This is a genomic window from Siminovitchia terrae (assembly GCF_003605405.2).
Classification (GTDB): domain Bacteria; phylum Bacillota; class Bacilli; order Bacillales; family Bacillaceae_C; genus Siminovitchia; species Siminovitchia terrae.
In genome coordinates this window covers 179,133-201,637 of record NZ_QYTW02000003.1, presented here as the reverse complement: position 1 = coordinate 201,637, position 22,505 = coordinate 179,133, and the positions used below count along the sequence as shown (strand labels likewise).

27 protein-coding genes are annotated in these 22,505 nt (G+C 41.9%); all 27 read left to right on the top strand.

Going from position 1 to position 22,505, the window contains the following annotated elements; all coding sequences use genetic code 11:
• The first annotated feature begins 104 nt into the window (after positions 1–104).
• Positions 105–536: a flagellar basal body rod protein FlgB gene (gene flgB / locus D5F11_RS05320; protein WP_306428772.1), complete on the top strand. Its 432-nt coding sequence runs from the start codon at positions 105–107 to the stop codon at positions 534–536.
• An 8-nt stretch (positions 537–544) separates the two neighbouring features.
• Entirely contained in the window at positions 545–997 is a 453-nt protein-coding gene (flgC, locus tag D5F11_RS05315; protein ID WP_120115313.1) for a flagellar basal body rod protein FlgC, read from the top strand.
• Between the two features lie 17 nt (positions 998–1,014).
• Complete coding sequence (gene fliE, locus D5F11_RS05310; protein ID WP_120115175.1) at positions 1,015–1,329, top strand: flagellar hook-basal body complex protein FliE; 315 nt, start codon at positions 1,015–1,017, stop codon at positions 1,327–1,329.
• A gap of 24 nt (positions 1,330–1,353) precedes the next feature.
• Positions 1,354–2,967, top strand: a complete 1,614-nt coding sequence (gene fliF, locus D5F11_RS05305; protein WP_120115174.1) for a flagellar basal-body MS-ring/collar protein FliF — start codon at positions 1,354–1,356, stop codon at positions 2,965–2,967.
• A 4-nt stretch (positions 2,968–2,971) separates the two neighbouring features.
• Positions 2,972–3,979, top strand: a complete 1,008-nt coding sequence (fliG, locus tag D5F11_RS05300) for a flagellar motor switch protein FliG (protein ID WP_120115173.1) — start codon at positions 2,972–2,974, stop codon at positions 3,977–3,979.
• The gene (fliH, locus tag D5F11_RS05295) at positions 3,972–4,736 is read left to right on the top strand and encodes a flagellar assembly protein FliH (RefSeq protein ID WP_185830517.1); all 765 of its coding nucleotides are present in this window, start codon (positions 3,972–3,974) and stop codon (positions 4,734–4,736) included. The genes fliG and fliH overlap by 8 nt, the downstream gene beginning before the upstream one ends.
• Positions 4,733–6,058 carry a flagellar protein export ATPase FliI gene (fliI, locus tag D5F11_RS05290; protein WP_120115171.1) on the top strand — a complete coding sequence of 442 codons (1,326 nt, stop codon included), beginning with the start codon at positions 4,733–4,735 and terminating at the stop codon, positions 6,056–6,058. Before fliH ends, fliI begins: the two co-directional genes overlap by 4 nt.
• Positions 6,055–6,501: a flagellar export protein FliJ gene (gene fliJ / locus D5F11_RS05285; protein WP_120115170.1), complete on the top strand. Its 447-nt coding sequence runs from the start codon at positions 6,055–6,057 to the stop codon at positions 6,499–6,501. The genes fliI and fliJ overlap by 4 nt, the downstream gene beginning before the upstream one ends.
• A gap of 8 nt (positions 6,502–6,509) precedes the next feature.
• Positions 6,510–7,115, top strand: coding sequence for a MotE family protein (locus tag D5F11_RS05280; RefSeq protein WP_120115169.1), 606 nt, complete (start codon positions 6,510–6,512; stop codon positions 7,113–7,115).
• Between the two features lie 6 nt (positions 7,116–7,121).
• Complete coding sequence (locus D5F11_RS05275) at positions 7,122–8,399, top strand: flagellar hook-length control protein FliK (protein WP_120115168.1); 1,278 nt, start codon at positions 7,122–7,124, stop codon at positions 8,397–8,399.
• A 10-nt stretch (positions 8,400–8,409) separates the two neighbouring features.
• Entirely contained in the window at positions 8,410–9,042 is a 633-nt protein-coding gene (flgD, locus tag D5F11_RS05270; RefSeq protein WP_120115167.1) for a flagellar hook assembly protein FlgD, read from the top strand.
• A gap of 105 nt (positions 9,043–9,147) precedes the next feature.
• Positions 9,148–9,270: a hypothetical protein gene (locus tag D5F11_RS27705; protein ID WP_281277066.1), complete on the top strand. Its 123-nt coding sequence runs from the start codon at positions 9,148–9,150 to the stop codon at positions 9,268–9,270.
• Between the two features lie 106 nt (positions 9,271–9,376).
• Positions 9,377–10,186 (top strand): flagellar basal body rod protein FlgG, encoded by an 810-nt coding sequence (gene flgG / locus D5F11_RS05265; RefSeq protein WP_120115166.1) that lies wholly within the window; start codon positions 9,377–9,379, stop codon positions 10,184–10,186.
• Positions 10,187–10,232: 46 nt separating this feature from the next.
• Entirely contained in the window at positions 10,233–10,451 is a 219-nt protein-coding gene (locus tag D5F11_RS05260; protein ID WP_120115165.1) for a flagellar FlbD family protein, read from the top strand.
• A complete protein-coding gene (gene fliL, locus D5F11_RS05255) occupies positions 10,441–10,866 on the top strand; it encodes a flagellar basal body-associated protein FliL (RefSeq protein WP_120115164.1) in 426 nt (141 codons plus the stop codon). Before D5F11_RS05260 ends, fliL begins: the two co-directional genes overlap by 11 nt.
• A 33-nt stretch (positions 10,867–10,899) precedes the next feature.
• Positions 10,900–11,925 carry a flagellar motor switch protein FliM gene (gene fliM, locus D5F11_RS05250; protein ID WP_120115163.1) on the top strand — a complete coding sequence of 342 codons (1,026 nt, stop codon included), beginning with the start codon at positions 10,900–10,902 and terminating at the stop codon, positions 11,923–11,925.
• Positions 11,915–13,057 carry a flagellar motor switch phosphatase FliY gene (fliY, locus tag D5F11_RS05245; RefSeq protein ID WP_120115162.1) on the top strand — a complete coding sequence of 381 codons (1,143 nt, stop codon included), beginning with the start codon at positions 11,915–11,917 and terminating at the stop codon, positions 13,055–13,057. Before fliM ends, fliY begins: the two co-directional genes overlap by 11 nt.
• Before the next feature lie 103 nt (positions 13,058–13,160).
• Complete coding sequence (locus D5F11_RS05240; protein WP_120115161.1) at positions 13,161–13,820, top strand: flagellar biosynthetic protein FliO; 660 nt, start codon at positions 13,161–13,163, stop codon at positions 13,818–13,820.
• Positions 13,817–14,479 carry a flagellar type III secretion system pore protein FliP gene (fliP, locus tag D5F11_RS05235; RefSeq protein WP_120115160.1) on the top strand — a complete coding sequence of 221 codons (663 nt, stop codon included), beginning with the start codon at positions 13,817–13,819 and terminating at the stop codon, positions 14,477–14,479. The genes D5F11_RS05240 and fliP overlap by 4 nt, the downstream gene beginning before the upstream one ends.
• 31 nt (positions 14,480–14,510) lie before the next feature.
• Positions 14,511–14,780 carry a flagellar biosynthesis protein FliQ gene (gene fliQ / locus D5F11_RS05230; protein ID WP_120115159.1) on the top strand — a complete coding sequence of 90 codons (270 nt, stop codon included), beginning with the start codon at positions 14,511–14,513 and terminating at the stop codon, positions 14,778–14,780.
• A gap of 4 nt (positions 14,781–14,784) precedes the next feature.
• Positions 14,785–15,564, top strand: a complete 780-nt coding sequence (fliR, locus tag D5F11_RS05225; RefSeq protein ID WP_120115158.1) for a flagellar biosynthetic protein FliR — start codon at positions 14,785–14,787, stop codon at positions 15,562–15,564.
• Positions 15,561–16,643: a flagellar biosynthesis protein FlhB gene (flhB, locus tag D5F11_RS05220; protein ID WP_120115157.1), complete on the top strand. Its 1,083-nt coding sequence runs from the start codon at positions 15,561–15,563 to the stop codon at positions 16,641–16,643. Before fliR ends, flhB begins: the two co-directional genes overlap by 4 nt.
• Positions 16,644–16,672: 29 nt before the next feature.
• Positions 16,673–18,706: a flagellar biosynthesis protein FlhA gene (gene flhA / locus D5F11_RS05215; RefSeq protein ID WP_373316047.1), complete on the top strand. Its 2,034-nt coding sequence runs from the start codon at positions 16,673–16,675 to the stop codon at positions 18,704–18,706.
• Positions 18,706–19,830: a flagellar biosynthesis GTPase FlhF gene (gene flhF, locus D5F11_RS05210; RefSeq protein WP_120115156.1), complete on the top strand. Its 1,125-nt coding sequence runs from the start codon at positions 18,706–18,708 to the stop codon at positions 19,828–19,830. The genes flhA and flhF overlap by 1 nt, the downstream gene beginning before the upstream one ends.
• Entirely contained in the window at positions 19,827–20,693 is an 867-nt protein-coding gene (locus D5F11_RS05205) for a MinD/ParA family protein (RefSeq protein ID WP_120115155.1), read from the top strand. Before flhF ends, D5F11_RS05205 begins: the two co-directional genes overlap by 4 nt.
• Before the next feature lie 64 nt (positions 20,694–20,757).
• Positions 20,758–21,540, top strand: coding sequence for a FliA/WhiG family RNA polymerase sigma factor (locus tag D5F11_RS05200; RefSeq protein WP_120115154.1), 783 nt, complete (start codon positions 20,758–20,760; stop codon positions 21,538–21,540).
• On the top strand, positions 21,524–22,036 hold the full coding sequence (locus D5F11_RS05195) for a hypothetical protein (protein ID WP_120115153.1): 513 nt from the start codon (positions 21,524–21,526) through the stop codon (positions 22,034–22,036). Before D5F11_RS05200 ends, D5F11_RS05195 begins: the two co-directional genes overlap by 17 nt.
• Positions 22,037–22,505: the final 469 nt, after the last annotated feature.

Genomic DNA, 22,505 nt, shown 5'->3' with positions numbered 1-22,505 from the left:
GGTGCATTAATAGGTCTAAAGAATCATTTTTCGACTTTTTCATCGAAAATTCACCAAGTTTTTCTCGGTATGTATAGACGTGGTATGACAAAGAGATTACAATAGTGGATAGTTTAGGAAAAAGAAAAAAATGGCAGGTGCTAAATTTGAATCTCTTCTCTGGCAGTTTTCAAACGATAGAACGTTCTTTAGATTATTCTGCATTGAAGCATGAAGTAACTGCTCAAAACATTGCCAATGCTGATACGCCGAACTATAAGGGCAAGAAAGTGAGCTTCGGAAAAGTGTTTGATGATGCAGTTTCTGCTGCGAAATTACGGACAACTGATCCCAGGCATATGAACAGCCAAAGGCAGAAAAACGAAGGCATTACCTTATCAGATAGACGGACTCAATATGGACATAATGGGAACAATGTCGATATTGATAAAGAAATGTCTGATCTTGCAACAAATCAGATTTATTACAGTGTCTTAACAGAAAGATTAAGCGGAAAATTTAATTTATTACAAAATGTGATTAAGGGAGGAAAGTAATAGTGACAATGTTCTATTCAATGGGAATTTCTTCCTCCGCATTGACAGCTCAGCGTTTAAGGTTGGATGTGATTTCCTCCAATATGGCAAATGTCGATACCACCAGAGAAAAGCTTGTAGATGGAGAATGGCAGCCCTACAGAAGAAAAATGGTTGTGATGCAGCCGAATGAAAATTCGTTTTCTTCAGCCCTCGATAAAGCGGTGAACGCAAAATCGGGAAATAGGACTCCAGCAGGAGTAAAGGTGAGCAGGATTGTGGAAGACGAAACACCTTTCAAATCTGTTTATGACCCAGATCATCCTGATGCGGATGAAAATGGATTTGTTTATCAACCAAATGTAGATCCGCTTCGCGAGATGGTGGATATGATCAGTGCAACAAGATCATATGAAGCAAATGTCACTGTACTCAACTCCACTAAAGCGATGCTGATGAAATCATTGGATATTGGAAAATAATTACCGGGAGGCAGTGAATGATGCAAATCAATCCAATAATCTCTCATTTGCCCAGTACTTCTTCAATAAACGGCGCTTCTAAGCAAATTGAGATTGAAAATTTAAATAAAAGGAATAATTTTGGAGATTATTTTAAAAATGCAATCCAGGATTTGAACAGCCTGCAAATCCAGTCCGACAAAGCAACCACAATGTTTGCGGAAGGCAAGAAAATAGATTTGCACGATGTGATGGTTTCTAGCCAGAAAGCGTCCATATCCATGCAGGCAGCGCTCGAAATTAGGAATAAGGCTGTCGAGGCTTACCAAGAAATCATGCGAATGCAAGTGTAACCAGAATGTTTAAGGGGATTATCGATGAAAGATTTACTGTTTAAGCGTTTTTCAAATTTGAAAGAGTATTGGTTGCAAAGAACAAAAAAACAAAAGATCGTATTTGTTTCATCGGCAATTATTTTACTGCTATTCATTATTATTCTAACGATCTTATCGACTCGTACGACAATGGTTCCTCTTTATACAAACTTGTCTCCATCCGAGACGGGGGCTATTAAAGAAGAGCTCGACACTAGGGGAGTAAAGTCGGAAATCACGGAGAGCGGTACAACGATAATGGTTCCTGAAGGAAATGCGGAAAATCTGATGGTGGAGCTTGCGGCAGAGGGTATCCCAAAATCAGGGAATATTGACTACTCTTTCTTCAGTGAAAACGCTGGTTTTGGCATGACAGATAATGAATTCAATGTTTTAAAACTTGATGCCACCCAGAATGAACTGGCAACTCTAATCAAAAGCATTGATGGAATTGAAGAAGCGAATGTAATGATTACCATGCCGGAAAAAAGTGTCTTTGTGAAAGAAAACAATGAGGAAGCATCAGCGTCAATCATTCTACATACAAAACCAGGACATGATTTTAATGAGAAACAAATCAAATCACTGTACCACCTTGTATCCAAAAGTGTTCCTAACTTGCCGACAGATAACATTGTCATTAGAAACCAGTATTTAGAATACTTCGACTTGAACGATGGTTCTTATGCCGACAATGGAATCGATCAGCAAATGAAAATCAAAGAACGCTTAGAAAGAGATATACAGCGTCAAGTACAGCAGATGCTTGGAACATTAATGGGACATGATAAGGTTATCACTTCTGTTACTGCAGATATTGATTTTACCCAAGAAAACAGGGAGGAGAACCTTGTTACCCCAGTAGATGAAGAAAATATGCGAGGAATTGCCATCAGTGCTCAAAGAATCACAGAAACATTTTCGGGTGATGAAGCTCAGGCTGGCGGTATTCCGCAAGGCGGCGATCCAGCGGATAGTGGAGCAAGCCAATATTTAGAAGGCAGCGGCAACTCAGGCGATTATGAACGGTCTGAGGAAACGCTGAATTATGAAGTCAATAAAGTTCGTAAGGAGATCGTGGAAAGCCCTTATAAAATCCGGGATCTTGGTATTCAGGTAATGGTTGAACCGCCAGATCCGGAGGAGCCCGCTTCTTTTCCGGAAGAACGAAGGGAAGATATCAGGCAACTATTGTCTACTATCGTAAGGACATCCATTGATAAGGAAAGCGGTACGGATGTTTCCGACGCTGCCATCGATGAAAAGGTACTTGTTACTGTACAACCGTTTAACGGAAATATGGATCGTGGAGAAGCTTCATCTAAGAGCATTTTACCTTGGTGGGGATATGTCATTGGTGGACTTCTGCTAGCTATCATAGCGGTTCTTATTTTCCTATGGACAAAGGCAAGAGCACGAAAAGCAGCTGAGTTTGAAGAAGCACTTGAAATCACAGAAAATAAGCCGGAAGAGCCTCCACGACCGTCTATGGAAGAACTCGCTGCACAAAAAGCAGCTGAGAGCCGGGAGCAGCTTGAAGAATTAGCGAAAGAGAACCCGGAACAATTTGCTAGCTTGCTGCGCACATGGCTTGCTGAAGACGAGGAGGAGATTTAGAGAAATGGAAAAAAAACAAAAAATGTCAGCCCTTCAAAAGGCCGCAGTACTTCTCATTTCTCTTGGTCCCGATACTGCTTCAAAAATTTATAAACAGTTGACAGAAAAAGAAGTAGAAAAACTGACGATGGAAATTTCCAGTCTTAGAAACGTGACGCCTGAAAGAAAAGACAGGGTTGTCAATGAATTTCATCACATCGCCCTTGCCCAAAAATATATTACGCAAGGCGGTTTGGACTACGCCAAAGTGGTGTTGGAAAAGGCATTCGGTTACGAAGAGGCTTCGAAAATGCTGAAAAAGCTCAACGCTTCATTGCAAGTCCGCCCATTTGATTTTGCAAAAAGGGCTGATGCGGGGCAAATTTTACATTTTATTCAAAATGAGCACCCACAGACAATTGCGTTGGTCCTCTCGTATCTGGATCCGGAAAAGGCTGGACAAATTTTATCAGAGCTTCCGAATGATACACAAGCTGATATTGCGAGAAGGATCGCTGTAATGGATGGGACATCTCCAGATGTTATCCGTGAAGTTGAAGAAATACTTAAAAGAAAGCTGTCTGCTACTGTTACGGACGATTATTCCCAAAGTGGCGGTATCGAATCGATTGTGCAGGTCCTTCAAGGGGTTGACCGCGCAACTGAGAAAACCATTCTTGATACTCTTGGCATCCAAGATCCCGGACTTGCAGAGGATATCAGGGAAAGGATGTTTGTCTTTGAAGACATCGTTATCTTGGATAATCTTTCCATTCAGCGTGTGATTAGGGAATGTGACAGTGATGACTTAATGCTGGCGCTTAGAGTGGCCAGTGACGAAGTGAAGGAAACCATCTTCAACAATATGTCCACTAGGATGGCGGTGACGATGCAGGAAGAAATCGAATTGATGGGGCCTGTACGTTTGCGTGAAATTGAGGAAGCTCAATCAAATATTGTGGCTATTATCCGCCGACTGGAAGATGCGGGAGAAATTATCCTTGCCCGCGGAGGGGATGAAATCATTGTCTAACATCATCAAGCTTCATTCGGATCGGGTTTTGACCGGTTCAAAGGTGATCATGCCACGAATTGTAGAAAAGCCTGACTGTGAACAGGGAGCTATAGATCCTTTAATTGAATCAAAAGTCAAAGAACTGATAGCAATCGCAGAAGCAAAAGCAGAACAAATAATCGAAGATGCCTCACAAAAAGCGGAACTTTTAAGAAATGACATTCAAGAGGAAAGGAATCTTTGGGACGACGAAAAAAGAAGGTTGTCCGAAGAAGCGTGGAACGAAGGATATCAAAGTGGGCTGGAAGAAGGAAGAACAGCAGGGGAAAATGAGTATAAAAGCTTGATAGAAATGGCTGTCAACACAATCAATGAGGCCAAAATGGACTCTCAAACATACACTGTCCAAGCAGAGCGGACCATTCTGGATTTGGCTATGGCAAGTACAGAATCTATCCTGGGGTCCATACTCTCTGAAGAACCTGAAAAATTCGTAGGTGTTGTAAAAAAGGCACTTGTTGAACTGAAAAATGAAAAAGAAATTGAGATTTTTGTGCACCCATCCAAGTTTCATCTGCTTGTTTCATCCAGAAATGTATTGAAATCTGTTTTTCCGCGAGAAGTACAATGTTATATTTATCCAAATGAGGAATTAAATGAGAATGATTGTATCGTAGAATGTGAAACAATCAGGATCAATGCCGGTATCGATAGCCAACTGACCGAGTTGAAAGAAAGGCTAGCGGAGCTCCTTACCGCTGAACAGAGAAAATGAAGGCTCAAGAGCTCCTACCTCATATAAAAAATATCAATCCCCTTAAAAAGTATGGGAAAGTGATTAAGGTTGTGGGTCTCATGATTGAGTCATTTGGACCCGAAAGTTCCATCGGGGATGTTTGCCTTATACATACGGGAGATTCGGCAAACAGCCGTACTGTCATGGCAGAGGTTGTCGGATTTAAAGGGAAGCATTTGATTTTAATGCCCTATACCAATTTATTAGACATTGCTCCCGGAAGCCTCGTTGAATCAACAGGAAAACCGTTGGAGGTGCATGTCGGTCCTGAAATGATCGGTAAGGTTGTGGATGCGCTAGGGAATCCGATGGATGAATCAGTCATCCCCCGTGGCATGGAAACAGTGCAAATCGATTGTGACCCGCCCAATCCATTGACAAGGCCTCCGATTTCGGAGCAGCTCGAAGTAGGGGTTAGGGCGATTGATAGCATGCTTACAGTCGGAAACGGACAGCGGATGGGAATTTTTGCGGGAAGTGGCGTAGGAAAAAGTACGTTGCTTGGCATGATTGCGCGAAATACGACAGCAGATATCAACGTAATTGCACTAATCGGAGAGCGCGGAAGGGAAGTCAAGGAGTTTCTGGAAAATGACCTTGGACCTGAAGGGCTAAAAAAGTCGATCTTAGTGGCTTCAACTTCAGATCAGCCTGCGCTTATGAGAATAAAAGGAGCTTTTACGGCAACGGCGATAGCTGAATATTTTAGGGATTTAGGTTGTAAAGTAAATCTCTTGATGGATTCAGTCACAAGGGTTGCTATGAGCCAAAGGGAAGTAGGGCTGGCTGTCGGCGAGCCGCCCGCCACAAGGGGATATACTCCTTCCGTATTCGCTTTACTGCCCCGCCTTCTTGAAAGAACAGGGACAAGTCCGCTAGGGTCAATCACGGCTTTTTATACTGTACTTGTGGATGGTGATGACATGAATGAGCCAATCGCCGACACGGTCCGGGGGATTTTGGACGGGCATATCGTTCTTGACCGCTCTTTGGCAAACAAAGGTCATTATCCTGCGATTAATGTGCTAAAGAGTGTCAGCAGGCTCATGAACCATCTTGCCGTACCTGAACATCAGACGGCCGCTAATACAATTAGGAATTATATGAGTACATATGTGAATGCAGAAGATTTGATTAATATTGGCGCCTATAAGAAAGGTGCTTCCAAAGAAATTGATGAAGCGATTGATTATCAGCCGGAAATCATAAAATTTTTGCAGCAAGGGACTCACGAGAAAGCGACGAAGGGAAAAAGTATCCAGTCTTTGATCAATTTAGCAGAAACGGGTGAATTTCGTTGAAATTTAATTATAAATTCCAGCATATATTGACGCTCAAAGAAAGAGAAAAAGAAGAGACCTTTTCACTTTACGAAGAGTCGGTTCGTCAATTTGAGCGTGCTGCCCAAAAATTATATGAACTGTTGAAGAAAAAAGAGGTCCTGGAAAAATTTCAGTCAGAGAAATTGGAAACAGGCTTTTCCATTCAAAAGATTAGGCATAATCAGGTTTTCGTTCATAATCTTGAAGAAACGATCAATTATTGGCAGAAACAGGTCATCTCGACACGGAATGAGATGAAATATTGGGAAGAGAAGCTTCTCGAAAGTAATATCGAAGTAAAAAAATACGAAAAAATAAAAGATAAAAGCTATGAGTATTTTCAACAGTGGGCTAGTAACTATGAAAATAACCAAATGGATGAAATAGCAGCCATACAATTTCAACATCGAAAAGGAAATTAGGTGACAAGGTGGCTAGTATTGAAGATACGCAAAAAGATAATAAGAAAACAGGTCTTTTTCAAAAGCTTTTTACATGGGTAATAATCCCGCTTCTGATCATACTTTTTCTCACCTTGCTAGCTGCTACGCTTACCGGAGTGAATGTATATGAAAAAGCGAAGGAAATCGGAGGAAAGATTCCGGTTGTATCCTCTATCCTCGGTGGAAAAGAGACGGTGAGCATTGATGAACACAATGAAGCCATCGTGAAGCTTCAAGCTCAAATTGAAGAAAAAAATGCGAAAATCAGCCGGTTAGAAAGAAAAGTAGAAGAAAAAGAGTCTGAAATAGATCTCCTAAACCAAGATAAGAAAAGGTTGGAAACGACCATTGAAGAAAACAGCCAAGTGGAGAACGATAAGAAGCGAGAGATGAATGAAATCGTGGCAGTTTATGAAACAATGATGCCCAAGCGGGCAGCTTCCATCATTGTGGAAATGAAAGATGAAGAAGCTGTTAACATCTTATCGAGCCTTGGCTCCGAACCGCTGGCAAGAATCATGGAAAAGATGCCGCCTGAAAAAGCGGCAGGCTATACTCAGATGCTAGCTGTGAGAACAGCCGAGGGGAGATAAACAAAAGTGAGGATACCTATATTTGAGGCTTCTCTCAACCTTGGAATGGTGAACCAGCCTGAAAAAAAGAACGGGCAGGGAAACGGCCTATTTGGAGATATTCTGAATTTGAAACTTCAAAGTTTTCAGTCTGAACCTGCAAATGAAGCAATGGATGCAGCTGAGGAAAATACTAGCTTGATCGAGCTATTGACAAATGTTTTGGAGGCTTTGAAAGGACTACAGGAAAAAGGTGAATCTGACCCGGATGAGGATGAACAGGAACTTTTACAGGAGGCAATTCATTTGCTGGAAGATTTAAAGGAGACTGAACTCCCGAAAGTAGCAGTGGACTTGGAACCTGTTTTGAAACAGATCATGTTGGGATTTGAACAGCTTGATTCTCATGCTGAAATAGATACCGGAGAGCTGGATTCAGCATTAAAGGAGTTAACCTATGTGCTGGAACAGAACGCATCTACGACATCTAATTTTCAAAAGAACGGCGAACCTCTTTTTCTAGTCACTGGACAATTACCTGTGAAACAGAGCATGCCCACCCGATGGGATATAAAGTCTGAGAACAGTGACAAGCAGTTGATAAAAGACACTCCTTGGCAATTTATGGTCAATACGGAGAACGCAGAAACAAAAGAGGAAAAAACGGGATCGATTCGTTTAGAAACTGTGAATTTTGCAAAAGAGAGCACTTCTCGGGTACCCTCATTGACTAAGGGCGCTGAGAAAATTAACGACGATACCAGAAATCTGCAAACCAAGTCAGATTCAAATACCGTTCAAGCATCAAACGTGAACAGAAACGAAACGGAAGAAGTCATAGTCCGCCTTACCGAAACAAGCTCCAATGAAAGGAAAGCAAGAGAGCTCGTAAGACAATTTACAACAGTTTTACAAAAATCCCATTTCAGTCAGGGGCTTCAAACTAAAAGTATGACAATCCGCCTGTATCCCGAACATCTCGGCTCACTCAGGATAGAACTAACACAAAAGGACGGTGCTATGATTGCGCGGGTTCTGACATCCACAAGTATGGCAAAAGATATGCTAGACTCGCAGATTCATCAACTAAGGCAGGCTTTTGTCCAACAGAATATTCAGGTGGATAAAGTAGATATTTCCTTTCAGGAGGGTCTTGAAAGCTACAACAGTCAAGATCGTAGGAGGAGCGACCAGGAGCAGCCTGAATCGGATCAAAATTCCGGCAAAAATACTTTTGTAGAAGAAAAGGATGAAGAAGGGTTTACCGACTTTTTACAAAAAGTTTTATTTGAGATGGAAGTGTAGGTGACGAAGAATGTCAAACACGATTAACAGTGATTATTTTCTGCCAACTGAGACGATTAAAAGGCAGACGACAAATAACGATTCATTGGGAAAAGATGCTTTTTTAAAAATCCTGTTCGCACAACTTCAAAACCAAGACCCTCTTAGTCCGATGGATGACAAAGAATTTATAGGGCAGATGGCTACTTTTTCTTCCTTGGAGCAATTGATAAAAATGAACGAGTCATTAGAAAAGTTTGTAGACAGTGCTTCGCAGGCAAATTTGATCGCTTTTAGTGAATTTGTAGGCAAAGAAGTGACATGGCATCAAATCATCGAGAGCGATGACCCGTTAAAAGATCCGGAAATAATTGAAGGGAAAGGCGTGGTCAGCTCGGTGCAGTTTATGGGTGATTCTGTAAAAATCATTCTTGAGGACGGAAAAGAATTGACACCAGGGAACATATCGGAAATGCATCATAGTAACAACGAAAGCCCACTCGTCACAGCCAGTCATTTGATTGGAAAAAAAGTGATGTGGACGGACGGCGAGCAGGAGAAATCTGGAATAGTCAAATCTGTAACATCAAAGGACGGTATTATTTCGGTAATCTTGGATGATGGTGCAGTGGTTGAATCCAAAAAGCTGACAAAAATTGAATAAGGAGATGGCGGGGCATAAATAATTTCAGCCATCCTCTTAATATGATGTTACTGTGAATGCAGCAAGTTGAAGATCATTCTTTTTAAATGAACTCAAAGAAGCCAATTGAAAAGATCAGAAAATCGTATCGAATTGAATAAAAGTGAAGTGAAGCTTATCCAGGAACTTCTTGCATCGCTGAAAAATGCCACATTGGTTGCAAGTTCACCGCAGGTGAATCTTCAATAATATGGATGGAACAATCTTAGTTGATTAGAAAATAGAAGGATCTTAATAGGAGGACAGCAGCCGCCGGCTGACCGGAGCGGCTGACACGAAAGGGGAAAATAGGAACATGCTACGTTCAATGTACTCAGGAATCAGCGGAATGAAAAACTTTCAGACCAAACTGGACGTCATCGGAAACAACATCGCGAACGTCAACACATTTGGATTTAAAAAAGGCCGTGTCACATTTAAGGACATGGTAAGCCAAACGATTTCTGGAGCAAGTGCAGGAGATGGAAATCGTGGAGGAGTCAATCCAAAGCAGGTCGGACTCGGTTCGCAGCTTGCATCTATTGATACAGTTGATACACAGGGAAGCATGCAGACCACTGGACGGGTGCTTGATGTAGGAATACAGGGTGATGGGTACTTGGTCATTAAAGATTCAAGCGGTATGGAAAAGTATACAAGAGCGGGGAACCTGTTCTTTGATAATAACGGTAACCTTGTAACAGCTTCCGGCGATATTGTTCAGGGGTATAATGCGAATGGTCAACTAGTAGGGATTAAGATTGATAACCCAGAAACAATATCAAATCTCAGTATTGGCGAGGATGGAGTCATCTCTTACAAAAAAGGTGAGGATACTTTCTCTGATTGGACAATAGCCATTGCCAGATTCTCAAATAATGGCGGGCTAGAAAAAGTAGGAGAGAATTATTACGTTCATACAAACGCTGCAGGAACAATTGAAACAGGTAGGCCAACCGAGAACGGAGCCGGAAAGCTCGTCTCCGGTGTCCTTGAAATGTCCAACGTTGACCTCTCGGAAGAGTTCACTGAAATGATTGTGGCACAACGCGGATTTCAGGCAAATACAAGGATCATTACGACTTCAGATGAGATTTTGCAGGAGCTTGTCAATTTAAAACGATAAGTAAGGGAGGGACAGGACCGGGTTTTTTCCGGTCCTGGATGGTTCATTGATACATATTACGAAATTGAATGGAAAAACCTTTCATTTGAATGCACTGTATATTGAAACGGTTGAGTCTTTTCCCGATACAACGATCACAATGTTGAATGGCCGGAAATATGTAGTGGCAGAGTCTGAAGAGTTTGTAAGGGAGAAAATCCACAAGTTCTATCAGTCGATTCAATTATTAGGACGCGGGCAGCAGGAGGATCTTGATGAAAAATAATAAAGTACTCATTATTATTACTGTTATTTTACTTGTTGGAGCTGCTGGACTGCTCACCTATGACAAGCTTGGCCTCGGAAAAAAAGAAGCGGCTAGTGAGGAACAGTCGATTGACGATGTCATAAAGCTTTCAGTGGACATGGGGGAAATCGCAACAAACTTGCTTGATAACAGATATGTAAAAATCTCTTTCATGGTTGAAACAGACAGTAAGGATGCAAAAGAGGAATTGGAGAAACGAAAGTTCCAAGTGCAGAATATCATCATTACTGAACTCTCCGATATGAAGTCTCCCCAACTGGAAGGCAAGGAAGGCAAGCAATCATTTGAAGAGGCAGTAAAATCACGAATCAATGAAATTATGCAAGAAGGGGAAGTAGTCAAGGTTTACATTACCTCTTATATCATTTCATAGGATACGAAAAAGCAACGTTAGGAGGTGACGGCAATGCCAGACGATGTCTTATCCCAAGGGGTTTTATCACAAACAGAAATCGATGATCTGATTTCGTCCTTAGCAACCGGCAACGATAATGAAGAGCCGAAACAGGCCCCGGTTTCAACAGAGCTTGAAAAAATCGTCAAAGTCTATGACTTTAAAAGGGCGCTCCGATTTTCGAAAGACCAGATTCGCAGTTTGACAAGAATATATGAAAATTTTGCTCGCTTGCTGACAACTTTATTCTCGGCGCATTTAAGAACTTATGTCCATATATCAGTTGTTTCTTCCGGCCAAGTTCCTTACGGAGAATATATCCGTTCGATTGACAGCATGACTTTTTTGAACGTCATTGAAATTCCACCGCTCAAAGGTAGGATGATCATGGAGGTTCAACCTGATATTGCTTATGCGATGATGGACCGGGTTTTGGGAGGAAAAGGGACGGGCATGAATAAAATCTCCCTTTTAACTGATATTGAAATGAAGCTGCTGACGAATCTATTCCAAAAGACTCTTGCCCCCCTGCAGGAAGCGTGGGCAAGTATCTCACATATTGAACCGGAGCTTTCTGAAATAGAGGTCAATCCGCAGTTTTTGCAGGTTGTCTCACCAAACGAAACGGTTGTCGTCGTATCAATGCATGCGGTGATTGGTGATACAAACGGAACAATTAATATCATGCTCCCACATGTTGTTCTGGAGCCGATCATTTCAAAGCTGTCTGCTCAATATTGGATGGAGTCCGGTTCTAAGGAAAAAAAACCGGAAGCCCTTGATGCACTGAAGCAAAGTATCAAGGAAACAAATGTCGAGGTGGACGTTGAATTGGGCAAGACTTATTTGACGATAAGGGATTTTCTTGCACTAAACAAAGGGGACGTGTTTCAGCTTCGGAACCGGATTGATGAGCCGCTTACAGTAAAAATTGCGGGGGTTCCAAAATTTACGGGGCAGCCCGGCATGAAACACAAACATTTGGCTGTTCAAATTTTAAATATGATAAATGAGGGAGATGAGGACGATGAATGGTGAGAAGCTCTCCCAAGAAGAGATTGAGATGTTATTCGAGGAAATGAATCAATCAGAAGACGAATCAACAAAGGAAACGGATGAGCTGAGCGAAATAGAAAAAGACGCCCTGGGAGAAGTGGGGAATATTTCTTTCGGGAATGCAGCGACTGCGCTTTCCACTATGATGAACCAAAAAGTAGAAATCACTACCCCGACAGTCTCCATCATCGATTGGCAGACCTTATCGGAATCAAAAGACCCGGGTATGGCTGTCCAGGTTACTTACACATCGGGCTTTTCAGGTGTGAATGTGTTATTTCTAAAAAAGAGGGATGTTTCGGTCATTGCGGATGTTTTGATGGGCGGTGATGGAACGAATCCATCAGAAGAAATGGACGAGATCCAGCAAAGTGCTGTGCAAGAGGCAATGAACCAGATGATTGGTTCCTCCGCTACTTCGATGTCCTCGTTCTTCGAAAAAAGAGTAGATATCTCTACCCCGACGTTTCATGTATCCAATGAAACATTAGGTGAAGTACTTCAGGAGCTTTCAGATCAATCTCCTTTTGCGCAAGTATCTTTCGATTTAAAGGTTGGGGAAATTATAGATTCTAAGTTGACGATGTTCATTCCTGTCAACTTTGCTAAAAGCTTAGTAAAAGAACTATGGTCCCAGGCTGAGGAAACGAGTGAATCAAAAGAAGTTGTTGAAACATCGGCAGCAGAAACTGCGGCAGCCGTGGATTTAACATTGGAACAGACAAAGCAGATGGAAGAACCAGCTTCTTCACCAGCGCCGCGTCATTCCGGCGAACAGCCGCAAAACGAGAACGTGAATGTCCAACGTGCAAGCTTTGCTCAATTTGATAATGGTTTTGAAGAACAAGCAGATACAAAAAACCTTGATGTTCTACTTGATATCCCGCTTCAGGTGACTGTTGAGCTGGGAAGAACACATAAATCGGTTAAAGATATTCTTGAAATGGGATCGGGCTCTATTATCGAACTGGATAAATTAGCCGGCGAGCCGGTGGACATCTTGATTAACAATCGTCTAATCGCAAAAGGAGAAGTCGTTGTTATCGACGAGAGTTTCGGTGTAAGAGTAACAGACATTTTGAGCAGGAAAAATCGTCTGCAATATTTGAAATAAGTTTTGAAATCGGATTGTGAGGGAACGATCGTGTTAATGAGGAGCGCTACCACCCATAAGGGAACAAGCAAGTATAAAAAGATAATGAATTCAGGTATGCAGTATGAAAAATAAATGGATGGTTCTATTATTGATTTTGATCGTTCTCACAAACTCCAAACCATATCCTGTTCATGCGAGCCCGAAGGGTTCCGTAGAAGAATGCATAAAAAACCCCGACAAGTGTGAGGAGCCGGAAAGCTTAAACAAATCGCAAATGGAAAATAGCAGAAATGAATCACTCTCGATTGGCTTCTTTGATGTTTTCAAAACGATTTTTGCACTGGTGTTTGTGATTGCGCTGCTTTATTTCTTATTGAAATTCATTAATAAAAAAAGCCAGTCCTATCAGCAAAACCGCATTGTCCAAAATCTAGGGGGAACTGCTCTTGGCGGAAACCGTTCGATTCAGATTGTAAAAGCCGGAAATCGTCTACTTATATTGGGTGTCGGGGAAAACGTCCAGCTTCTGAGGGAAATTACGAATGAGCAGGAACAGCAGGAAATTTTGACTCAATATAATGAGCAGCTCGAAGGAAGCATTCAATCGGCAGATGTGGTGACAAAGGTTGCCGCAAACATAAAAGACATGTTGAAGTCCAAAAGAGATGAGAAGAATCCCAATACATTCGAAGAACATTTTAAGAATGAAATGGATGCAATTAAGAAGCAACGACAAAATATTTTAAAAGAGTTGCAGGGAAAGGGGCACGATGAAAAGTGAATGAAGTCATGGAGTTTTTCAACAGTTCACCTGAAACCGTGTCAACATCAGTGAAACTCTTTTTGTTGCTGACGGTTCTGTCGATTGCACCAGGAATCCTGATTGTCATGACATCGTTCACCAGGATTGTCATTGTGCTTTCTTTTGTCAGAACATCGCTGGCTACCCAGCAAATGCCTCCAAACCAAATCATCGTTGGATTGGCGCTTTTTTTAACCTTTTTCGTGATGGCGCCGACTTTGAACCAAGTGAACAAAGAAGCGCTGAAGCCGCTGTTTAATGATGAAATTTCCCTGGAAGAGTCATATGAACGAGCTGCGGTTCCGTTTAAGGAATTTATGAGCTCTTATACAAGACAGAAAGACCTGGAATTATTTTTAAATTATTCGGGGGCAGAACGTCCAAAAACGATTGAAGATATACCATTGACAGCACTTGTCCCTGCTTTTGCTCTGAGTGAATTGAAGACAGCATTTCAAATCGGATTCATGATTTTCATCCCGTTCCTTGTGATTGATATGGTTGTAGCCAGTGTATTGATGTCAATGGGGATGATGATGCTACCGCCAGTGATGATCTCTCTACCGTTCAAAATACTGCTGTTTGTTTTGGTTGATGGATGGTATTTAGTCGTCAAATCGCTGCTGCAGAGTTTTTAGTGAGACTACCAATCCCAAGGAAGGTGATGTTATGAGCGCCGAATCGGTCATTTCTCTAGCTGGAAAAGGAGTATTTACAATATTGATTGTAGCTGGGCCGCTGTTGCTTTTAGCTTTGACGGTTGGATTGATTGTGAGTATCTTTCAAGCTACAACTCAAATCCAGGAGCAGACTCTGGCCTTCATACCAAAAATCATTGCAGTCCTTGTAGGTATTGTCTTTTTTGGTCCATGGATGCTGAGCAGGATGCTATCTTATACAACAGATATTTTTCAAAATTTGACCCGGTTTGTAGGTTAAAAGAATGATAGACATTGTCCCAGCTTTTTCAGTGTTTCTCCTGATTTTCATGCGGGTGTCCGCTTTCTTTGTAACAATGCCGCTGTTTTCATACCGAACGCTCCCGGCTATGTTCCGGATCGGGTTTGCTTTTTTTATTTCGCTGCTCATGTACTATACGGTGGATGCTTCGCCGCTTCCGATTGACCTGGAATATTTTTTATTAATTATAAAAGAGGTGCTTGTCGGACTATTTATCGGGTTCATGGGGTATATGATTTTGTCAGCCGTTCAGGTAGCGGGAAGCTTCATAGATTTTCAGATGGGATTTGCGATTGCCAATGTCATAGATCCGCAGACAGGTGCTCAATCTCCCTTGATCGGACAGTATCTGTATATATTTTCGTTTTTGCTGCTTTTAGCTGTTGATGGCCACCATATGCTGTTGGACGGGATATTCTACAGCTATCAATTTATCCCGATTGACAAGGTAACTCTGGAGTTTGGCAATGCAGGCCTGGTGGAATACGTGATCAAAGCATTTGCCATGATGTTTGTCATCGCTTTTCAGATGGCTGTTCCTGTTGTGGCAGTACTGTTTCTTGTGGATGTTGCTCTAGGCATTGTCGCGAGAACCGTTCCTCAGATGAATGTGTTTGTTGTCGGCTTTCCTATCAAAATTGCAGTAAGTTTTATCGTTATCTTTATAGTCATTGGTGTCATTTTGGGCATCGTGCAAAACTTATTTGAAACGATTGGCCATACGATGAGGGATGTCATGGAAAGACTCGGTGGTTTGGAATGAAGCTACTACAACTAGATTTGCAGTTTTTTGCCGGTGAAAAAACAGAAAAAGCCACACCGAAAAAAAGACAGGATACGAGAAAAAAAGGACAGACGGCCAAAAGCCAGGATGTCAATACTGCTATTAGCTTATTGTCTGTCTTCGGCTTTCTAATGTTCTTTTCATCTAGCGTTGGCCAAGTAGTGATGGATATTTTCCGCAAGACCTTCAGTCAATATATGCTCATGGATTTAACAGCGGAAAACTTACACCAAATCGGTTTGGACTTGATCATACGAATTGCTGTACTGCTAGGCCCCATCATGCTGGTGGCACTGGTGGCGGGTCTTGGAGCAAATCTCTTACAAGTCGGGTTTCTTTTTACCACAGAATCCATGAAGCCGAAGCTTGAGAAAATTGATCCCATTAAAGGATTCAAACGGATTGTTTCGATCAGGGCCATCGTTGAGCTGCTAAAATCTATTTTAAAAATCGGATTTGTCGGTTTTATCACATTCCTTGTATTGTGGCTCCGGATTGATGAAGTTCTTATCCTATCGCACAAGTCAGTTCCCTCCGCTTTAAAAACGATTGGAAGTCTGACTTTACAAATGGGTATCAGCGCATCTATCGCATTATTATTCCTGTCCTTATTTGATTACTTATATCAACGATATGATTTTGAAAAAAATATCAGGATGTCCAAACAAGATGTGAAAGATGAATTTAAGAATATGGAAGGCGATCCGCTGATTAAATCAAAAATTAAGCAGAAGCAAAGAGAAATGGCGATGACAAGGATGATGGAGGAGGTTCCAAAGGCCGATGTTGTCATAACGAACCCGACCCACTATGCTATTGCCCTCAAGTATGATGAAGAAAAAGCGGATGCCCCAGTTGTCGTGGCCAAAGGGATTGACTTCATGGCCCAGAAAATAAAACGGGTAGCAAAAGAGCATCAGGTCATGCTTGTAGAAAACCGCCCGCTGGCACAAGCGCTCTACAAACAGACCGATATAGGAGACGCCATCCCGGATGAGTTTTTCAAGGCGGTAGCCGAAATACTGGCTTATGTTTATCGCATTAAGCATAAGATATGAAATTCAGCGAATGGAAGGAGGGGCCAGACATGATGAAGACAAAGGAAATTGCCGTATTGCTAAGTGTTATTTTAATAGTTGCCATGCTGGTCATTCCATTCCCGCCATGGATGTTAAGTTTTTTGATTATCATCAATATATCACTAGCGTTACTGGTCCTTTTAACTACGATGAATGTGAACGAGCCTTTGCAGTTTTCAATATTTCCTTCATTATTATTGCTCCTTACTTTATTCAGACTGGGTCTTAACGTTTCCACCACAAGGTCCATCCTTTCTAAGGGCGATGCTGGCGGTGTTGTTGAAACGTTTGGCACGTTTGTAGTCGGAGGCAATATACTTGTCGGTCTCGTTGTGTTTTTTATCTTGATTGTTATTCAGTTCATCGTTATTACAAAAGGTGCGGAGCGTGTTTCGGAAGTAGCTGCAAGGTTTACACTTGATGCAATGCCTGGTAAGCAGATGAGCATTGATGCAGATTTAAATGCAGGTATCATTTCAGAACATGAGGCAAGGGACCGCAGGGAAAAGGTTTCACGCGAGTCAGATTTTTACGGAGCCATGGATGGTGCCAGCAAGTTCGTAAAGGGAGATGCCATTGCTGGTATTGTCATTGTCATCATTAATCTGCTCTTTGGAATATTGATCGGAATGGTCCAGCAGGGCCTTCCAATTGCTGAAGCAGCCACAAGATATTCAATGCTGACTGTAGGAGATGGAATTGTTAGCCAGATTCCGGCACTTTTAATTTCAACAGCAACGGGAATTGTTGTAACACGTGCAGCTTCGGAAGGTAATCTTGGATCCGATATTGCGGGCCAATTGTTTGCTTATCCAAAAATCCTCTATATTTCAGGGGCGACTATTTTCTTGTTGGGCTTAACGACTCCTATCAGCAATATGATTACCATTCCAATTGCTGGGGCATTGGCGGCGGGAGGATACGCATTGAGCCGGATTCCTGAAAGTACTGAAGATCCTCTTGCTCTGACAGCAGAGGAAGCAGAAGCGGATGAAATGAAATCACCTGAAAGTGTACTCGATTTATTACAGATGGATCCGATTGAATTTGAATTTGGATACGGGCTTATCCCGTTGGCGGATGTAAACCAGGGTGGGGATCTCTTAGACCGTATTGTCATGATTCGCAGGCAGTTGGCTTTGGAATTGGGCGTTGTCATTCCTGTTGTCAGAATCCGAGATAACATCCAACTGGAGCCGAATGAATATCTGATCAAAATAAAAGGTGACGAAGTAGCAAGAGGGACACTTCTTTTGGATCATTACCTGGCGATGAGTCCAGGAACGGAAGATACGATACCGGGGATTGACACGATTGAGCCGTCATTCGGCCTTCCGGCGAAATGGATTTCGGAAGAAGTGAAAGAGCAGGCCGAAATCGAGGGCTACACTGTGGTAGATCCGCCGTCCGTCGTATCAACTCATCTAACGGAAGTCTTGAAAGTAAACGCGGATTTGTTAATTGGCAGGCAGGAAACGAAGGAGCTCATCGACCATCTACAAGAGTCTTATCCGATTCTTGTCGAAGAGGTTACGCCTAATCCTCTGACAGTCGGAGAGGTACAGAAGGTGTTGGCTAAGTTATTGAAAGAAAATGTTTCGATCAGAAATCTGCCATTGATTTTTGAAACCTTGGCTGACTATGGAAAAGTGACGCTGGATACGGATATACTTGCCGAATATGTACGTCAGGCTTTAGCGAGACAGATTACGAAGCAATATGCGAATGATGATCCGGTATTGAAAGTTATTACGGTTTCTGGGAAGGTTGAAAAAATGATTGCTGACAGCATTCAGCAGACCGAGAATGGAAACTACCTGGCAATGGACCCAGGGGATTCGCAAAAGATACTGGAAGCGGCCGCTGCTCAAATCGAAGATCTGTCACAAATCCAGCAAACACCGATCTTTTTATGCTCCCCGGCCGTGCGGATGTATTTGCGCCAATTGACTGAAAGATATTTTCCTCAGGTACCCATCCTTTCATACAATGAACTGGAAGCGGATGTGGAAGTCCAAAGTATCGGGGTGGTGAACGTTTAATGGGTATAAAAAAAATCATAGCTCCTTCAATGCCGGAAGCCTTTCAAAAAGTAAAAGAAGAGGTTGGGGAAGAAGCGGTTATTTTAAGTTCCAAGGTAGTTTGGACCGGTGGTGTACTTGGCTTTTTCAAGAAAAAAAAGTTCGAAGTCGTTGCTGTCATGGATGATGACAATAAATTGCCGGAAATCGATCCTTCACCTGTTTTAACAGAGACCTTGGATCATATTGAACAGGAACCGAAGGATTATGAAAAATCGCTCCTGCTTGAATTAGCGGAACTGAAAGAAATGGTGGCATCCAGCCAGAAAACAACTGATCCTGATTTGGCGGTTTATCCTGCTTCGATTCAAAAGGCGCTTGAAACATTATTAGATCAGGAACTGGACGAACGCCATGTAGCGAAAATCGGTGAACGATTGCTAGATAGCTGGCGGAAGGCAAAAAAAGAGCCATCAGAAAAGGAAGTCATCCAAGAGGCGAAAAAAATTCTTGCTGACCAAATAGATCAACTCGACTTTTCTCCATCAGGCGAGAAAAAGTTTGTTGCACTTGTGGGACCGACAGGGGTAGGGAAGACAACCACCCTGGCGAAGCTAGCAGCACATGCAGCGTTGGAAGAGAAGAAAAAAGTGGCGTTTATTACTTTAGATACATATCGTATTGCCGCTATTGATCAGTTAAAAACATATGCCGGATTACTCGATATTCCGGTTGAAGTTGCTTATGAGCTGGAGGATTTCATTAAAGCAGTAGAGAGCTTTGCAGATTATGACCAAGTCTTTATTGATACCGCAGGTAGAAATTATCGGGACGCTGAATTCGTTCAATCATTACATAACATCTTATCGATGGAAAATGATCTCAAGACTTTTCTTGTTATGGGTGTGACGATGAAAGAAAGAGATATTATGCCAATTATGGACAATTTTCAGCATATGTCTATTGACAGGTTGATTTTTACAAAAGCGGATGAAACAAAAGTATTTGGATCGATGGTGAATATTATGCTTAAGTACAACTTGCCAACGGCGTTTGTCACAACAGGTCAGGATGTTCCCGACGACATCATCATAGCCGCACCGGAATTGTTTGTTGATTTTATTTTTGGAGATGGCAGTGAATGAGGAAGGATCAGGCAGAAAACCTACGTAGAAAAATCAATAGGCAGCCCCGAAAAAAAGCGAGGACTCTAGCTGTTGTCAGCGGAAAAGGTGGAGTGGGAAAATCCAATATTTCCAGCAATATGGCAATCATTCTTACTGAGCAGGGGTTTAATGTACTTGTTGTCGATCTGGACATTGGCATGGGGAATGTCAATTTACTGTTGGGTGGAGCGGCAACGAAAACGATGGGTGATTTTATTTATAATCAAGAACCACTTTCCGAAATTGTCGAATTGGGTCCTGGCGGTGTTTCGTTTATCGCCGGCGGAAATGGATTTCAAGAAGCAGTTGAGCTTGACGAGACAACAGTTGACAGGCTTTTTTATGGCTTCAAACGAATGCAGGAAATCTACGACATTATCATTTTTGACATGGGCGCTGGTGCAGGGCCGTGGATGCTTCGACTATCGCTGGCGGCTGATGAGATCATCGTCATTACAACACCGGAGGCTACGGCTATCATGGATGCTTATTCCATGATGAAGCTAATCCACCGGGTTCGGGCTGATGCTAGGATGCTCCTCATATGCAACCGTTCAGACAATGATAAGCAAGGAAGGGAGACCTTCGAACGTCTCAAGAAAGCAATGGAAACCTTTCTTCAAAAAGAAATCCACTTATTGGGGATATTGCCTGAAGATAAGCATATGAGAAAAGCCGTTCTAGCCAATCGACCGGTATATTTGGAATTTCCAAGAGCACCTGTTTCAGTCAATATGAAAAAACTGACTCTATCTCTCATCCATGGAAATTTAAATCAGGAGCCTGCTCATTTGAAAGAGTCATTTATTACTAGGTTGCAAAAAATGTTTTACAGCAAATAAAAAATTGCACTAAAAGGATTTTCTTTTCCCGAAGCATTCTAATTTGTTAGAGGAGGGGATACACATGTCACTTACACTGCCCCTTGAGGAACATAAACATTGGGAACGCTGGAGAGAGGAGCGAGACTCGGAATCAGGCAATCACTTAGTGAAAAAATATATGCCGCTTGTCACTTATCATGTGCAAAGAATTTCGGTTAATTTGCCTCAAAACGTGAGTAGGGAAGAATTAAAAAGCTTGGGTATTATGGGGTTGCTCGATGCTTTGGACAAGTTTGATTTGACTAGGAAACTTAAATTTGATACTTACGCTTCTTTTAGGATTAGAGGGGCTATTATAGATGGGCTGCGAAAGGAAGATTGGCTTCCGAGAAGTACACGCGAGAAGGCAAAAGAAATAGAAAGTGTACAAAACGCTTTGGAACAAGAATTTATGCGTCATGTATCATCTGAAGAAATTGCTGCCAAAATGGGTGTGACCGATACGGAAGTGATCAAAACAATGAATGAGTACTTTTTTGCCCAGATTTTCTCCGTGAATGAATATATGTCGGGAGAAGAGGACGAAGAAAATCATTCGTATACAATCAAAGATGATCAGACTCCAACCCCGGAAGAGCAGATTATACAAAAAGAATGGCTCGAAGAAATGGCGGAAGTGATCACAACCCTTACTGAAAATGAGCAGCTTGTTTTAAGTCTCTTTTATGAAGAAGAGTTAACGCTGACGGAAATCGGCCATATTATGCAGCTTTCCACATCAAGAATTTCACAAATCCATTCCAAAGCCCTCTTCAAATTAAGGCAGCAATTATTGAAGACGGACAAAAATGACAGGCGGAGATGAAAAAGTGACTGGGACACTTATATTCATTTTATTTCTAATCAACGTCCTTTTGGCGTTTGCTCTGCTACTACTGTATATGCGACAAAACAAGTTGATGGGCATTGAAAAGAGACAACAGCTTGTCCTTAAGGAGTCAGAACAGGTAATGGCTTCCCTGCTTGAAGAAATTAAAGATGAAAATGAAAAACTTTTGAGCAGGTTAATGGAGAGTAGGGAGACAGAAGATAAAACTACGGCTGCTATAGCGGCAAATATTATAATGGAAGAAAAGAAGCTTGTTCCAGCGACTGAGGAGCATCAGGATGTTCAAGAGGAGGCAAGGCCCTTGGAATCGAAACAAGACCCCCTAAGCGATGTCTCTGACGATGCCACAGATCCACAGCCGTTGAGGGAGCAGGTGAAGTTGCTGGCTGAACAAGGACTGACCGTTACGGACATAGCCAGGAAGCTGAATAAAGGTAAAACAGAAATAGAGCTTCTGATGAAATTCCGGTGAATTGCTGTCTTTATTCCGGAATATGAAAGTTCTATAATCATTTAAGCAAAATTTTTTTAAAAAACTTAGGGTGAATTCAAGAGCAGAAGCCCTCCTCAAAGCGGAAGAATTCGAATTATTATCTCAGGAGTTTGTGAAAAGAGCTGACGATCGTTGGCTCTTTTTAGTGATTGCCACAAATAAAAATAGGTCCGAATACACTAATATTCTAATTGTTGTTTTTGCGGGTTGATCGGATATTTCTTGTGGAGGAAACGAGAGAATCTGAAATAATAACAGAAAAAATTGTATTCTGAATAGGGCTGTTTAGCAGTAGTATAATTTGAGTTATCGACGATTTTAAAAGGGTTTTTGAAAGATAATTTTTTAGGTTTAACATTTTGAACAAAGTGCTTTATGGTCCAGCTCCAGCGCCTACCGACTACATACTTCGCGCTTCTTCCTACGATAAGTCAGAAGGACTCAGTAC